Genomic DNA, 14692 nt, shown 5'->3' with positions numbered 1-14692 from the left:
GGATACGTCCGGTGCTCCACCGGGCATATCCATCCTTTGCTATTTTAAGATAATGAGTGGCTGAGCAGCCAGGTATACAATTCCTTGTTAGCGTAAGTCTCGGTCCATGAGTTGTGATTCGCGTCCGGATACACCGTAAATTTCACGTTCCCGCCGATCTCTTCCAGCGCCTTCACGATTTGTTCGGATTCCGAGAGCGGAACGACATCGTCCTTAGCCCCATGGAAGGCCCAAATCGGGATATCCTTGATACGCTCTGCATGTTTCGGTTCCATACCACCGCAGATCGGCACGACAGCCGCCCATTTGTCGGGATACATGGCTGCCAGCTGCCATGCACCATAACCGCCCATACTTAATCCCGTTAAGTAAATACGCTTTGAATCCACGCGATAGTGACCCTCCACTTCCTCTAGGAGTGCCATCACAGCGTCCTCCTCCATCCCCCAGAAAGAGTCTTCCGGGCATTGAGGTGAAATAGCAATGAACGGAAACTGCGGATCCTGACCGGCTATCTTCGGAATGCCATGCACTTTGACCAGCTCCACATCGCTCCCGCGCTCCCCCGAACCGTGAAGGAAGAGGATCAGCGGCCATTTTTTCTCAGGCTCACTTTCATATGCTTCAGGCAGATGCAGCAAATAGTCCAGTTTGACCCGCTTCGTTATTTCTTTGTCCAGCCTCTTGGCACTTTGGCTCATGCTCTTGTTCCCCGCTTTCGATTTATGTATTGGTTCCTCGGCTCCCTGTATGCCTGAACGGTGAACCTGCGCTTTCATCGTGACCGAAGTTCCCGACATGCCGACTTCCGTGAACCCGAATCGTTCGTACAGCCTCATCGCACGGTTTCTGGGGTCCACGCTTAAGGATACGAACGGTATCCCTGCAGCGTATAGTTCCTCGAACGCCCGCTGCATAAGCAGAGTTCCAATCCCCTTGCCGCGGTGTTGCGGCAGGATGGCCATGCCCAGCTCCGGCGTATTCTCGTCCACATACCCGTATCCGGGATGTTCGGAATCAAACAACCGGAGCGTGACCGATCCCAGCCGCTCCCCTTCGCTGGAGACGGCAATGAAGGCCATGTCGCCTTCCTTTCCCCAATCGTCCAAGTACTTCGATATTTCAGGGCGTGCAAGGATATCGCGGGATAATGGTGGCTCCCCTTCCGGCGTGTACATGGAAGCGAACAGCATTTCCCACAGAAACGGGAGATCCGCAGCCTCCGCCGGCCGGATGTTGATCGTTTCAGGCATATCTTCACCTCCATGATTGTAGGAGTTATATAAGTTGAAACATCGAAATGGTTTATTGGTACACTCCGTATTCTTTAGTTCAACTTATATAACGCTCGATTTAAGAGATCTGCATTCCAAGTTCAACATAACAGATCGCTGAATTGCTGGTCAATTGTGGAAATGTATCCGCTTTAAATTATGCTTGAAATCCTAAGCGGATGAACTATAATGAACATTATAGAACTGATATAAACCATTATGAACCTATGGAGGTACGAACATGGAAATTAGATACGCATCCCATCCCCAAGAAGTGAAAGCGTTTGATACGGCTCGCCTGCGTCAGGAATTTTTGATCGAGTCGATGTTTGTAGCGGATCAGCTCACGCTCTATTACACGCATGTCGATCGTTTCATCGTCGGAGGCGCGGTTCCGGTAAATCAGAGCGTCAAGCTGGAAGCCGACCCGAAAACGATGGGTGCCGATACGTTCCTGGAGCGCCGCGAGATCGGTATCATCAATGTCGGAGGACCGGGTACGATCAGCGTCGACGGCACGGACTATTCCATCGATTCGAAGGACTGCCTCTACGTGGGACTCGGTGCCAAGGAAGTAGTGTTCAGCAGCAGTGACAAAGCCAATCCGGCTAAATACTACCTGAACTCCACGCCTGCCCACAAAGCTTATCCGACGGTTAAAGCGGCCATCAGCGAAGCTTCGCCGAACAACCTGGGCAGCCTGAGTAATTCCAATGAGCGCACGATCTACCGTTATATCCATACCGGCGGAATCCAAAGCTGCCAGCTCGTCATGGGCATGACGCTCTTGAAGCCGGGCAGCATGTGGAATACGATGCCGTGCCATACGCATAACCGCCGTTCCGAGGTTTACTTCTATTTCGACATGCCGGAAGACGGCAGTGTCTTCCACTTTATGGGTGAGCCGCAGGAAACCCGCCACCTCGTCGTCCGTAACGAACAGGGAGTTATTTCCCCAAGCTGGTCCATCCACAGCGGCGTTGGAACAAACAGCTATACCTTCATTTGGGGCATGGCCGGCGAGAATCAAATCTTTGAGGATATGGACCCTGTCGGCATGGATGAATTAAAATAAGATAAAACTCGAACGAATGGATGAATAACCAATGAACCCTTTACGCCGCTACGAAAACATCATGGAACTGCTCCTGGCCAAACAGGAGGTAACGGTTGCCGAACTGAGCGAACGGCTGAACGTCACCGGCAAGACGATCCGCGAGGATCTGGCCAAGCTGGAGGACAAAGGTCTGCTTCAGCGGGTGCATGGCGGAGCGATTCTGGCGCAAAGCGACCAGCTCGGCATTTTGTCCACCAAGGAACCGCTGGCGCGCCACGCTGCGGAGAAGGCGGATATCGCCCGCCTTGCCCTATCGCGCATCGAACCGAATGACGTCATCGCCCTGGACGGCGGCAGCACAACGCTTGAAATCGCCAAGGCGCTGGACAACCACCCCCTGACCGTCGTCACCAACGATGTCCACATCATTTCGGAACTTGCCCGCAAGGACGCCATCCGGCTTGTCGTTCCCGGAGGTTACCGCGTGCGCAACATGCTGGCGGGGCCGGAAGCGGTCACCTATGTTCGGCGGCTGAATATTCACAAGGCGTTTTTGTCGGCAACGGGCCTGCACCCCGAAGACGGGCTGACGATCTACACCGGAGAGCTTCTGGACATCAAACGGGCGCTCCTCGAGACCGCGCGTACCTGTTACGCTGTGGTGGACCATCACAAATTCGGACAAAGTGCCCTGCTGACGTTTGCGAAGCTGAACGAAGTCGAAGCGATCCTTACCGACTCAGGGTGCAGCCCTGAATTCGCTGATGCCGTTCGCCAAGCGGGCGCCCGTCTCGAAGTGGCGAATGCGCAGTGAAGCATCCAACCTATCCCATGCAAAGGACTGATATACGATGTTTGATTTGACGGGTAAAATCGCCCTGGTCACCGGCACCTCCGGCGGCCTGGGACAAGGCATGGCCGTGGGCCTAGCGGAAGCCGGCGCCTCGGTCATATGCATCTCCTCGACGAACAGTGACCGGACGGTCGAGGAGATCCGCAAGCTTGGCGGGAAGGCGGAGCAAATTTCCGCCGACTTAAGCGACACGGACGCCTTGGATCAAGTATTTGCGCAGGCGCTTTCCTTCTATGGCGGCATCGATATTTTGGTCAACAATGCCGGTATCATCCGCCGTACGCCGGCAGCGGATCATGCGCGCCAGGATTGGAACGACGTGATCAATTTGAATCTGAACACCGTGTTCTTCCTAAGCCAGCTCGCCGGACGCCACATGCTCGAGCGCGGCAGCGGCAAAATCATCAATATTGCGTCCATGCTTACTTTTCAAGGAGGCATTAATGTGCCGGGATATACGGCGGCGAAGCACGCGGTTGCTGGAATCACCAAAGCGCTTGCCAACGAGTGGGCTGGTAAAGGCGTCCAGATCAATGCCATTGCCCCCGGGTACATGGAGACGAACAATACGGCGCCGATCCGCTCGGACGAGCAGCGTCTCCAATCGATTACGGACCGGATTCCGGCAGGCCGCTGGGGCACGCCGGAAGATTTGAAGGGGCCGGTTGTCTTCCTCGCTTCCCAAGCATCCGATTATGTCAACGGCCACGTTCTCTGCGTCGACGGAGGATGGTTGGCTAGATAATGCCATATTCAATAAAAGCTGCGCATTACAGAAAAGGAACCGTTCCCTTCTTCTGAAATGCGCAGCTTTTTTATATGCTGAAGTCTCCCACTTTACAGCATGTTCGAAACGTTTCCGAATGGAGCCATTTTCAAAATTCTGACCAAAGAAGCTCTTCCGTCCTTCATTTTCATCATATGTGCGGGCATGACATCGCCAAGCAGGCTGAATCATCCGGATTTGTCCGCTCATCAGACGTAACAATGTTTCAAAAGTTATAACGATGGGGTTAAACAAGCGGTTTTTTTATAAAAATGATAGTTTATTGACGAATTCCACTCCTCCTTCCCTTCGACATGTTGCGCAACGAGGGCGCGTTTTATCGACAAAACGACAAACCCTGCTGAAAATACCTATTAGCCCGTAATTGCCCGTTAAATAGAACATAACAATGTTGCGTTATAATTAACAACCATCCATAAAAAAGCGACCTGCCGCAGGAAAATTCCCCCAAAGCAAATCGCCTTTTGAACTTTCATATTACGTTCATGTTCATTTTCCAGCCATAGGAGACGTCACTGTCAGCCTAAGTACGGAGTGACTAACTTCCTTACCCGATCAATGCCGTCCCACATGTCGCCGGGACCATCATAGACGATCGTAATCGGTCCTTCATACCGATGCTCCTTCACCAGCTCCATGCACGAAATAAATTCCGCATCGTCGAGGTTACCCTGTTCGTCCTGCTGCGCTTTGGCGTGGATGGATTCGCTTCTGGCAATTGTTCTGGACAATTCCTGCAGCTTGGTCGGCCCCTTAAAATTGCCGAAATCCGTCGTCAATCCAAGCTGGTTGCCGCAGTCATCCAGCAGAGCCAGGCAGTTGTCCGCCGTGGAGGTCATTGCATGAAAATTCTCGGTGACAATGCGGACCTGTTTATCCGCCGCGTAATCGATCAGCCGCTGGAGCTGGCTGGCGGCGAGTCTGAGTGCTTCGGCATCGCCGGGATCGGCATCGCCGCCGATAATCCGGATCCGTTCTGCACCCGCAGCGGACGCAATATCGATCCAGCGCTGCAGCCACTCCATATCTGCCTCACGGCGTGTTTCATCCGGATTCGTAATGTCGCCGTAATCGGCAAGCAGCGTATAAAAGCGCATTCCCGCCTGCTGAATCGCCTCGCGAAGCTCTTGAAGATAGCTGCTGCTCGTGTCCTTGAAATGAAAGTGGCAAATTTCCATCGTGGTGAAGCCCTTGTCTCTCAGCACAGCCGGCAGTTCAAGCAGCGAGAGCTTCTCCGGCTGCTCCTCTACCCGGGTGACGTGTTCCTTCCGCTCATCATCCCACTGCGTCCAGCGCAGCGGTCCCAGATTGCGGTGCAGACTCCACGTCGTCAGCGATAAATTTGGCATCCAATCCCCACACTTTCCTGTAGTTGCTGCCCGTATTGTGAAACCATGGTACAAGTCCACTAAATCTCTTATTCCGTAAGAAATCGGGCAGTTCAATCGTATTTCCTAATGCGGTACTTGAATTGGGTAACGATAAGACACGTCTGTGGACGATGCCCTGTCGGCCCCAAACCCACTTCACCCTGAAAGCGATTGCATCTCCCCCTAATACTGTAACTTCCGATTAGCGTTGTCAATACAGGCTCGCGACATTTCAAAAAAAGGAGGGGAAACGCTCAGGTGGCATCATGAAAAATAACACCGAGCGTATACCGAATACCAGTCTGTACTGTGCTTACCCCATGACGGAGCGTGGTTCGGTAATAGCCTTTAGTCCCTTGAACCGGCCGGTAGTTCGTCGGGAAAATCAGCCCTTCACCCTGCTCGAGCGTGATCACATGCCCCCGGCTCTGCGCCCTAGGACGCTGCTCTACCAGCAGAAACTCCCCGCCGGTGTAATCCTGCTGCCTTTGATTCAGGGCGAACACGACTTGAAAAGGAAAATACGCTTCACCGTACAAATCCTGATGCAGACAGTTGTAGCCCCCGGCTTCGTACTTCAGGATCAGCGGCGTAGGCCGCAGCTGGCCTTGCCGATGGCACTCTTCCAAAAATTCGTCAAGCGATGCTGGATACCCCGCATCCATGCCGAGCTGCTCAAGCCAACGGTTGGCGGTCCGGGATAGTACCGGGTACAGATTTTCCCTGAGCTGCTGGATCGCCGCAGGCAGCGGGCGGTCATAGTATTTATATTCTCCGCTGCCGAAGCGATACCGGGCCATCGAAATCGTGCTCCGGAACAGTTCTTCGCTTGCGTAGGTTCCAATCAGCTCTTCGCATTCTTCCGGAGTTAGGATGGCAGGCAGCTTGGCATACCCTTGATCGTCTAACGTCTTCCGAAGCGCGCCCCAGTCCACCCCTTGAATCCGTTCCAGGATACTAGTTGGCATGGCGCGGTCCCCTAACCGGGATGGATTGGCCAGCTTCGAGCGCAAGCAGCCTCTGCTTCATATCGAGGCCGCCGCGGTATCCCGTAAGCGCCCCGTTCTTTCCGATGACACGGTGGCAGGGCACCATGATCAATACCGGATTGGCTCCAATCGCCGCGCCAACGGCCCGCACCGCAGCCGGGCGTCCGATCTGGTGAGCGATCTCGGAATAGGTTGTGGTCTGCCCATAGGGAATGGAGCAGAGTGCCTGCCATACCTCCCGCTGGAACGGGGTTCCCCGTTCGTCCATTGGAATCGTAAATGCTTCTCTTGTTCCCTGAAGATATTCAGCGATCTCCGTAATGTAAGGAAGCATTGTCACTTCATCACGAACCCATTCATGATTCGGATAACGCTGTGCCGCCCAGGCCTCAAGTTCATCAAACGAACCGTCGTGGGAACCGACATAACCAAGCCCTTGGGCCGTAGCGGCTGCATAAAGGCTCCAGCCGTCTCCGTTGAGCCTGTCCCAATACAGGGTTACCAAGTCAGTTTTGCTTGCTGTGATCATGTTCATATTCATATGTTTGCACCTCCAGGGCAGCGCCGTGCTGCCATATTTGCCGGAATTCCAGCGGAGTTTGGCCCGTCATTTTTTTGAACAGCGTAATAAAATACGGGACATTCGAATTCCCGACCCCCGCGGCAATCTCCGTGATGGATTGGTCCGTGTGGGCCAGCAGGTGTTTCGCTTCCTGTATCCTTTTGCGCTGGATATATTCAACCGGGCTGATACCCTGCACCCGCTTAAAGGTCCGCTGCAGATGAAAAGGACTTCCGTGACAGACATCAGCCAAATGTTCCAAAGACAGCTTATCCCGAAAATGACGGTCGATATAATCGGTGATTTGGTTCACCCATTCCTGATCGGGCAGCTTCTCGCCGGTCGGCTTGCATCGCTTGCACGGTCGGAAGCGGGCCGCCAGCGCCTCTTCCGCATGTTGAAAGATCCGTACGTTCTCCTTGTTGGGCGGCCTCGATTTGCAGGAAGGCCGGCAAAAAATCCCCGTCGTGCTGACCCCGTAAAAGAAACGGAAATCATAATCCGCATCGTTGGAGACAATCGCCCGCCACTTTTCCTCCGGAATATCCTCTTTTATCCGGCGCTTCATCTCGGTTTGGTCTATATCCCGGTCATTCCTGTGATCCTTCATCTGCCTCACCTCCATCCCCAGTATACCCTTCTTTGGATCACTTGGGATGAACTTGGGAATGTAAAAGCAAGATAACGAAATGAAAGCGTCCAGGTTTCGGTATACACTGGTAAGGTAAGCAAGATGCAAAAGGAGGACCTCTTATATGTCTACAACATGCCGACAAGAGACGATGCATTCGGTCTGGGATGCTCCTTATTTTACGGGCGTCACCACAATGAACATTTATTGCACCCCGTGGTGCGGCGGTCATCCTAAACCTGAAAATACAATTCGCTTCCATACCCGGGAAGAAGCCGAGCTTGCGGGGTACCGGCCATGCAGAAATTGCTGCTCCACTCTTCCCCGCGGCTCCTGGGAGGACCATATGCACGAGATCAAGCTCTTCATCCCTGCCGAATTCAATTTCGAGGAAAACGTAAAATATTTGCTGCGCTCCTCCAATGAATGTCTGCACCGGATCGACAACAACCGGATTTACAAAGCGCTGTCCGTCGCAGACGAGACACCAGTGATCGAAATCCGTGCCGGATACTGCCGGGAGCTGTTAGTCCGATTTCTTGGTGATACGGCCCCTTCCCGCAAATGGGTACGCGCCGAGGTGGCCCGTTATGTGCGGGAGTGGTTCGATCTGGACCGGGATATCGTCCCCTTCTATCGTTTGGCCGAATCCGATCCCCTCTTGAAAGGTCCCTTGCAGTCCTTCCGAGGCTTGCGGACCGTCGGTATTCCAGACTTGTTCGAGGCCGTCACTTGGGGAATCCTTGGGCAGCAAATCAACCTGACCTATGCCTATACGCTCAAAAGACGCCTGGTGGAGAACTTCGGAAGAAGGGTGGATTGCGAGGGAGAAACGTACTGGATTTATCCGACACCGGATAAAATCGCGGCATGTTCGGTTGAAGATCTTGCCGTGCTGCGGATGACCGTCAAAAAATGCGAATACCTCATCGATACCGCAAAGCGAATCGCCTCCGGTGAGCTCAGCAAGCTGGGGCTGCTGCAAACCGGAAGCCATCAGGCAGCTGAAAAGATGCTGACGAGTATCCGGGGGATCGGGCCTTGGACGGCGAACTACGTATCCATGCGGTGCCTGCGGTTTCCGTCGGCGTTTCCGATCGATGATGTCGGATTGCACAACGCCATGAAGCATATTTTGGGAAGGGACAGCAAGCCGTCTAAGGCGGAAATCCGGCAGATGTCCGCAGGCTGGTCGGGATGGGAGTCATACGCCACCTTTTACCTGTGGAGAGTCTTGTACTAGTTGTTTCCTATGAACACATCGAAAAGGGCCATTCACGACGAACGCGGAATGACCCTTTTTGCTTAACCTGTATGGAACAATCGCTTAATGTGTTTCAAGTATTATTCAATAAAATAGACGGGATTGGTCAGGCAGGTCATCACCTGTGGCCCCAGTTCCCCCATATCGCGTCTGGCCTCCATCCGGTAAAAGAGCCGGTCCTGGGGCAGCTCACAGGTCAAGGTTAGCTCGTCATTCACTGCCGTCCACTGCCGCTCCAGTCCTTTGTCGGACCACAGGCTGACCTGATCTCCCTCGGCCCGGCGGATCACGGCTTCAAGAAGAACGGTTCCACGCTCAGAGTTCCGCAGTACCTGATCCCCGGCGCAAGCGCCATTGATCTGAAAATCGATAAACGTGGAGTCCGGATCAAGCGTCAGCACCACATTTCCCCGGCGAATCCCTTCCAGAATTCCGGCTGCGGTTAGTGACTCCGACCGCACGTGCGCGGTCGGCCGTCCATGCTGAACCCACGGATGGGGTCCATGGAAATCGCTCCCTCCCACAGCCACGATCCGCCGGCCTTCGGCCAGCCGTTCCTGCCACCAGCGTACCGCCGTTTCGTTCAGCTCCCGCCACGGGCCGTTCCACACCTCGATCGCATCGAACGGAACGTCAAAGCCGAATTCCCACGGGCAGTCCGGGCAGAAAGGATGATTCAGCACCGCAAGCGCTCCCTTTTCCCTTCCTTTGGCCAGCTGTTCCGAAGCTTGTTCCACCGTATACACCCTGAAGTCCTCCAGCGCATCCAGCTGTCCGAGCAAATTCGCATGACCCTTATAATTGGTCATCTCGACGCCTGGGATAAGCAGCAGTTCTTCCGTCTTCACCAGGGTGTTCCGGTTTTGGGAGAATGTATTATGGTCGGTCATGGCAAGAAAGGCAAGCCCTTTATCCAGACATAAGCGGGAAACCTCGCCGACGCCGTGTTTGCCGTCGCTGTAATAGGTGTGGGCATGCAAATCGCCTGGAATCCACCGTTTATGCTTGAGCTGGATCTCGATGGAGACCGAAACCTCCGTTCCTTCATCCGGCACTTTGTAGGCTCCCAGCAGCACGGCCCACTCTCCTGAGGCGATATCGCCCGAGGCATATCCGGGGGTCGCGGTCTCCAATCCGACGAACATTTCGGTTCTGGCACCGCCGCTCCAGCCGACGATCTGCTCCGGGGAACGCAGGCCGAGGTCGATCACCGTCTTCCCGTCAGCGCGGTCGTATTGGTAAGCGACATGGATCCGTTCGGCATCAGCTGGAACGTGAAAGCGCACTTCCAGGTACGTTTTCTCCTCTTCGGGAGATATGTTCACTTGTCGCCCGATCGTTACGACTGGCAAAGGTTCCGTCTCATTCATATGTGCCTGCATGGCGTGTTCCCCCTCTTTCATCCTATTATTCTTTCGTGGCACCCAGCATGATCCCTTTCATAAAGAACCGCTGCACAAACGGATAGATGACGATCAGCGGCAGAATGGCGATCATGATTCCGGCCATTTTTACATTCGTGGTAATGAGGTAGTTGCTGGAAGACGTGCTTGAATCGATAATCATGGCTTTCAGAGCTACCTGCAGCGTATATTTCGAGCTGTCATTGATGAAAATCAGCGGTGCCGTGAACATGTTCCAGCGTCCCACGAACTCAAACAGCGTCACTGTAGCCAATCCGGCGGTCGCCAGCCTCATATAAATGGCCGCGAAGATCCAGAAGTCGCCCGCACCGTCGATTTTGGCGGATTCCGAAATTTCGTAGGGGATGCTCATGAAGAAGTTCCGCATCAGCAGGATCGAAAACCCCGAGACAAGTCCGGACAGAACGAGCACCGTCAGCGTGTTGATCAGGTGGAAGTCCTTGTTGACCACGTACAGCGGGATCAGCACCGCCTCCTGCGGAATCATCATCGTAATCAGGATGAAGGTGATCATCAGCCGTTTTCCCGGTACCCGGGGATGGATCAGCACATAGCCCGCCAGCGACGACAGCAGCACATGCAGCAGCGTTCCGAAGACCGTTACGATCGTGCTGTTCAGGAAAGGTCGCCACAAATCCAGACTGTTCCAGATCGTACGGTATCCATCCAGGCTGAATTCTTTGGGAAACAGGATGATATCCGGCCGCATGGACGCAACCCCGGAGGACAGCGAGAGCGATATGACGTTCAGGAAGGGAATGATCATCGTCAGCATCAGGCAGATAATGAACAAGGCGTTGAGCCAATCGAACACCGTCATCCGCTTGGCGTTCAAACCGTAATTCGCGTGTCTCATCATCTATTCCACCTCGTCAAATCGGGTTAGTGTCCGCACGGCAAGCGTCAAGATCAGCGTAAAGACCAGAACGAAAAAGCTCGCGGCCGCACCCACGCCGACCTGCATCTCCATAATGCCCTTCTGAAACGTATACATCATAAGCACATCGACATGGGAAGAGGTCGACGGATTGCGGAGGACAAAGACCTGGTCGAAGATCCTCAGCACCCCAAGCGTATTCAGCAGGATAATGACTTTCATCGTTCCTTTCAGCTGGGGAAGTGTCACGAATCGCACAAGCTGCCACCTGGTAGCCCCGTCCATTCGGGCTGCTTCGTACAAGGACGGATTAATCGAAACGATCGCGGCAAGAAACAGGATACAGCTGTAGCCCATGTCCTTCCATGTGGAGACCAGGATCATGACCCATCTCGCCCAGGTGGACTCGGCCAGAAAATGGATAGGTTCGATGCCAGCCACCTTGTGCAGCACCAAATTGACGATACCTGTGTCGGGCGAAAGGAGGAAGATCCACATTCCCCCGATCACGACCCAGGACAGCAAATGCGGGATGTAGAGCAGCATCTGTGCCGTTTTTTTAAACCATGCCGTCATGACTTCATTCAGGGATAAAGCGATGACCAGGGGGGCGACAAATCCGAAGACCAGAATGCCTCCCCCGATCACTACCGTATTGCCCAGCGCTTTCCAGAAAAATGGATCATGCCACACTGCCGCATAATTGGCAAATCCGATATAGGGACGTTCGCCCATCAGCTTGTAGTCCTGAAAACTGATCTGCAGGCCCCGCGCGAGCGGGTAATAACCGTAAATGATAAAGTAAATGACGACGGGAACCATCATGGCATAGAGTACGCCGTATTTACGAATCGCTCTCATCTTGTCTAACTTCACATCCTATCGGGTAAAATCAAACCGCGGGAGCTATTCGTCGATCAAATTCGCGCTCTTCAGTTCCTCCCGCATTTTCTTGACGGCATCGGCGGCGGGCATTTCCCCGGACATGGCTTTCAGCGCGTAATTTTGTACGATTTTTTCCACGTCCGGCCAGCCCGGAAGGGCTAGTTCCAATGTCGCATGCTGTTTGACCAGTTCTTGGGCGGCCTCGACGCCCGGCAATTTGTCAAACGGGGACTTGACGTTTTCGTTGTACCAGAACGGCACGCCATGGTCCATGTTGTGCTCCTTGCCCTCCGCCGTCAGCGTATATTGGCCGCCGCTCTCGGTATAATCGACGTCTTTAATACCAAGGCTGCCGAGGGTGATGCCATCCTTGGAGTTCCAGAACTCCAGGAATTTCTCTGCCGCTTCCACATGCGGCGCATTTTGCGGCACGATCCAGAAGTCGGGGTCGCCCCGGCGCATCAGGATCTTGCCGTCCGGACCGGCGGCGCTGGCGATCGCTTCCGCTTGGAACGTTGTATTCGGATCCTGCTCTTTACGCAGGTTGTTGAACATCCCAACCCAGGCATCCCAGTACGTCACCATGCCGACCCGGTCGGTCAGGAACAGGTTGCGCATTTTGCCTGTATCGTTCGTTACGAAGTTCGGATCCATGATGCCTTCCTTGACTAGCTTGGCAAACCATTCATACATCGGAATCGCTTCGTCGGAAGCATACGGGATCGTCCGCTTGCCGTCCTTCATCACATAGCGGTACTTCAAACCGGCCGCGCTCATGAACCCCTGAATGTCATATAAGCCGGACGTGCTCAAGCCGTAGGTGTCGTTTTTGCCGTTGCCATCAGGATCCTGCTCTTTAAAAGCTTTCAGCACCTGATAATAATCGTCCAGCGTTTTCGGCTCCTGCAGATGCAGCTTATCCAGCCAGTCCTTACGGACGATCGGCATCGTGCCGCCCTGGAATTTCGTGAAGACGGCATGGATTTTGCCATCCTTGTCTTTCAGCTGATCCCATTCAGCGGCGGGAATCACCTTTGGATCAGAGAGCGTGCTCGACCCTTTAACAAAATCGCTTAGATCCGTCACCGCTCCCTGTCCAACAAATTGATCCAGCTTGCCTAGGTCGCTGAGCTCGATCAGATCGTATTTCTCGCCCGAACCCAGCACGGTCAGCACTTTCTGGTCGTAGTCGCTCGCCGGCTTTTCGATGGTCACGTCTATGCCGGTTAACCGCTTAATCTCAGCCTCGAACTGTTTCATCTCATCCGGGGTTTTCCCGCCGACGTTAGCGGAGAGAATGCGAAGCTTCATTTCCGGCTGTTTGCCGGAATCCGCTCCCCCTTCCGCCGCCGTACCCGTGTCACCTCCGCCGCTGCTGCTGCATGCCGAGACCAGGAGTGAACCTGCCAGCAGGGTTGCCATCAAAATGCCTGACTTTCTTTTCATTCAAGACACCTCCAACAATGATTTTTTTAGATTATAGAATGATAAATTTTCAGCGGAGCTGAACGATTCTATAATCGCAGGAAAAACTTCCACTGGACGCGGTCTGTCTTCTTTGAAGGTACGTCGATAGACGTTTTTCTTATAGATAGCAATGTGTTAACGGTTTAATGGGTGTATGCGCAGGAACCGCGCTCCACCAGTTCGGACGGAAGGAGTATCCGCTTAACCCCGACTGCACCGGCAGTCACCTGCTCGATGAGCAGGCGGGCGGCTTCCATGCCGATCGTTCTTGCATCCAGCCTCATCCCGGTTAACGGCGGATGCATCGCGGGCGGGAAATGCTCGCCTCCGCTGAAAGCGATAACCGAAAGATCTCCGGGAATGACAAGTCCAAGCTCTTCCGCCGCTTGATAAATACCCATAGCCATAGATTCGTTGTCCGCCAGGACGGCGGAAATGCCAGCGTGTTCGCGAAGCATCTGCAGTGTCGTCTCGTATCCGAAGCGGATCGAGGTTCCATCGTCATCCGGCTTGTTCAGGATCAGTCCTGCCAGCGAATCCACACCGGATTCGCGGTGGGCCAAATAATAACCCAGTTCCCGATCCTCCGCGACGGTCCGGTCCTTCGCCGAGTTGAGAAACAAAATCCGCCGGTGCCCTTGCAAAAGAAGAAGCCTGACCGCTTTGGCGGCTGCCGCGATATTGTCGTTATCGACGGAGCATACCTGTCCGGCCAACTCGCCCGACGGGCGTCCCACAACAACGATGGGGATGTGTCGCTTCAGCCGGTCTTCAATTCGGGGATCGTCATGAATCGGGTCGAGCAAAATTTCTCCGTCCACCGGATCCGAAGCGATAAGCTCCACCTGCTTCAGAAGGGAAGGCTGCAAAATGTTGATCAATATCCGGTAGCCATGTTCATAACAAACCTCCATCATGCCGTCGAGCAGGTCGTGCTGGAACGCGTCCAGCGGCATTTTTTCGCTGCGCATGTTCAGCCCGATGATGTTGGTTTTCCGGTTTACGAGGCTTCTTGCCCAGTAATTCGGCCTGTAGTTCAATTCCTCCGCCGCCTTAAGCACACGCTGCGTGACCTCTTTGCTGATGGGACGTTTCTTGCTGAACACGCTGGATACCGTACCTTTCGAAACCCCCGCAGCTTTTGCTACATCAGCAATCGTAACCACGTTCGCCTAATCCTCTCCTTCATGTCATGGCTTGGAATTTGTCTTAAGTACAAGTCCTACATTAAACCGGTTTTGTTAAAAACGTT

General features: G+C 53.9%; 14 protein-coding genes. 4 read left to right on the top strand and 10 right to left on the bottom strand.

Going from position 1 to position 14692, the window contains the following annotated elements; all coding sequences use genetic code 11:
• Positions 1-44 precede the first annotated feature (44 nt).
• A complete protein-coding gene (locus ABIE48_RS14780; protein ID WP_354519159.1) occupies positions 45-1253 on the bottom strand; it encodes a GNAT family N-acetyltransferase in 1209 nt (402 codons plus the stop codon).
• A gap of 262 nt (positions 1254-1515) precedes the next feature.
• Here ABIE48_RS14780 and kduI point away from each other — a divergent pair, with 262 nt between their 5' ends.
• The 3 genes from kduI to kduD are packed head-to-tail and all read left to right on the top strand — an operon-like array spanning position 1516 to position 3929.
• Entirely contained in the window at positions 1516-2349 is an 834-nt protein-coding gene (gene kduI / locus ABIE48_RS14775; RefSeq protein ID WP_145945774.1) for a 5-dehydro-4-deoxy-D-glucuronate isomerase, read from the top strand.
• A gap of 31 nt (positions 2350-2380) precedes the next feature.
• The gene (locus tag ABIE48_RS14770) at positions 2381-3145 is read left to right on the top strand and encodes a DeoR/GlpR family DNA-binding transcription regulator (protein WP_145945775.1); all 765 of its coding nucleotides are present in this window, start codon (positions 2381-2383) and stop codon (positions 3143-3145) included.
• Positions 3146-3182: 37 nt separating this feature from the next.
• Positions 3183-3929, top strand: a complete 747-nt coding sequence (kduD, locus tag ABIE48_RS14765; RefSeq protein ID WP_192714087.1) for a 2-dehydro-3-deoxy-D-gluconate 5-dehydrogenase KduD — start codon at positions 3183-3185, stop codon at positions 3927-3929.
• A 560-nt stretch (positions 3930-4489) separates the two neighbouring features.
• Here kduD and ABIE48_RS14760 read toward each other — a convergent pair.
• From ABIE48_RS14760 to ABIE48_RS14745, 4 genes are all read right to left on the bottom strand, one after another.
• Positions 4490-5320: a sugar phosphate isomerase/epimerase family protein gene (locus ABIE48_RS14760; RefSeq protein ID WP_192714088.1), complete on the bottom strand. Its 831-nt coding sequence runs from the start codon at positions 5318-5320 to the stop codon at positions 4490-4492.
• Positions 5321-5595: 275 nt separating this feature from the next.
• Positions 5596-6309: a 2OG-Fe(II) oxygenase gene (locus ABIE48_RS14755; RefSeq protein WP_192714089.1), complete on the bottom strand. Its 714-nt coding sequence runs from the start codon at positions 6307-6309 to the stop codon at positions 5596-5598.
• Positions 6299-6871 (bottom strand): methylated-DNA--[protein]-cysteine S-methyltransferase, encoded by a 573-nt coding sequence (locus ABIE48_RS14750; protein WP_354519156.1) that lies wholly within the window; start codon positions 6869-6871, stop codon positions 6299-6301. Before ABIE48_RS14750 ends, ABIE48_RS14755 begins: the two co-directional genes overlap by 11 nt.
• Positions 6837-7460 carry a bifunctional transcriptional activator/DNA repair enzyme AdaA gene (locus ABIE48_RS14745; protein ID WP_145022939.1) on the bottom strand — a complete coding sequence of 208 codons (624 nt, stop codon included), beginning with the start codon at positions 7458-7460 and terminating at the stop codon, positions 6837-6839. Before ABIE48_RS14745 ends, ABIE48_RS14750 begins: the two co-directional genes overlap by 35 nt.
• A gap of 187 nt (positions 7461-7647) precedes the next feature.
• Between ABIE48_RS14745 and ABIE48_RS14740 the strand changes: the two genes are divergently transcribed.
• The gene (locus tag ABIE48_RS14740; RefSeq protein WP_354519154.1) at positions 7648-8766 is read left to right on the top strand and encodes an Ada metal-binding domain-containing protein; all 1119 of its coding nucleotides are present in this window, start codon (positions 7648-7650) and stop codon (positions 8764-8766) included.
• A gap of 101 nt (positions 8767-8867) precedes the next feature.
• Here ABIE48_RS14740 and ABIE48_RS14735 read toward each other — a convergent pair whose 3' ends face one another.
• From ABIE48_RS14735 to ABIE48_RS14715, 5 genes are all read right to left on the bottom strand, one after another.
• Complete coding sequence (locus tag ABIE48_RS14735) at positions 8868-10169, bottom strand: CehA/McbA family metallohydrolase (protein WP_192714090.1); 1302 nt, start codon at positions 10167-10169, stop codon at positions 8868-8870.
• A gap of 25 nt (positions 10170-10194) precedes the next feature.
• Positions 10195-11070 (bottom strand): carbohydrate ABC transporter permease, encoded by an 876-nt coding sequence (locus ABIE48_RS14730; protein WP_244169143.1) that lies wholly within the window; start codon positions 11068-11070, stop codon positions 10195-10197.
• Positions 11071-11949: an ABC transporter permease subunit gene (locus ABIE48_RS14725; protein ID WP_192714091.1), complete on the bottom strand. Its 879-nt coding sequence runs from the start codon at positions 11947-11949 to the stop codon at positions 11071-11073. It lies immediately after the preceding gene.
• A 45-nt stretch (positions 11950-11994) separates the two neighbouring features.
• The gene (locus tag ABIE48_RS14720) at positions 11995-13419 is read right to left on the bottom strand and encodes an extracellular solute-binding protein (protein WP_192714092.1); all 1425 of its coding nucleotides are present in this window, start codon (positions 13417-13419) and stop codon (positions 11995-11997) included.
• Between the two features lie 164 nt (positions 13420-13583).
• Positions 13584-14606 carry a LacI family DNA-binding transcriptional regulator gene (locus ABIE48_RS14715; protein WP_192714093.1) on the bottom strand — a complete coding sequence of 341 codons (1023 nt, stop codon included), beginning with the start codon at positions 14604-14606 and terminating at the stop codon, positions 13584-13586.
• Between the last annotated feature and the right edge of the window lie 86 nt (positions 14607-14692).

This window comes from Paenibacillus sp. OAE614, from assembly GCF_040546645.1.
GTDB classification, from domain to species: domain Bacteria; phylum Bacillota; class Bacilli; order Paenibacillales; family Paenibacillaceae; genus Paenibacillus_AQ; species Paenibacillus_AQ favisporus.
Note: the sequence above shows the minus strand (reverse complement) of the source record. Positions and strands in the feature narration are given on the sequence as shown.

Bases quoted from the DNA above. Each gene is read 5' to 3' on its own strand.
- ABIE48_RS14770 (WP_145945775.1), top strand. From the start codon at position 2,381: ATGAACCCTTTACGCCGCTACGAAAACATCATGGAACTGCTCCTGGCC.
- ABIE48_RS14735 (WP_192714090.1), bottom strand. From the start codon at position 10,169: ATGCAGGCACATATGAATGAGACGGAACCTTTGCCAGTCGTAACGATC.
- ABIE48_RS14720 (WP_192714092.1), bottom strand. From the start codon at position 13,419: ATGAAAAGAAAGTCAGGCATTTTGATGGCAACCCTGCTGGCAGGTTCA.
- ABIE48_RS14745 (WP_145022939.1), bottom strand. From the start codon at position 7,460: ATGAAGCGCCGGATAAAAGAGGATATTCCGGAGGAAAAGTGGCGGGCG.
- ABIE48_RS14780 (WP_354519159.1), bottom strand. From the start codon at position 1,253: ATGCCTGAAACGATCAACATCCGGCCGGCGGAGGCTGCGGATCTCCCG.
- ABIE48_RS14730 (WP_244169143.1), bottom strand. From the start codon at position 11,070: ATGATGAGACACGCGAATTACGGTTTGAACGCCAAGCGGATGACGGTG.
- kduI (WP_145945774.1), top strand. From the start codon at position 1,516: ATGGAAATTAGATACGCATCCCATCCCCAAGAAGTGAAAGCGTTTGAT.
- ABIE48_RS14725 (WP_192714091.1), bottom strand. From the start codon at position 11,949: ATGAGAGCGATTCGTAAATACGGCGTACTCTATGCCATGATGGTTCCC.
- ABIE48_RS14760 (WP_192714088.1), bottom strand. From the start codon at position 5,320: ATGCCAAATTTATCGCTGACGACGTGGAGTCTGCACCGCAATCTGGGA.
- ABIE48_RS14750 (WP_354519156.1), bottom strand. From the start codon at position 6,871: ATGAATATGAACATGATCACAGCAAGCAAAACTGACTTGGTAACCCTG.
- kduD (WP_192714087.1), top strand. From the start codon at position 3,183: ATGTTTGATTTGACGGGTAAAATCGCCCTGGTCACCGGCACCTCCGGC.
- ABIE48_RS14755 (WP_192714089.1), bottom strand. From the start codon at position 6,309: ATGCCAACTAGTATCCTGGAACGGATTCAAGGGGTGGACTGGGGCGCG.
- ABIE48_RS14740 (WP_354519154.1), top strand. From the start codon at position 7,648: ATGTCTACAACATGCCGACAAGAGACGATGCATTCGGTCTGGGATGCT.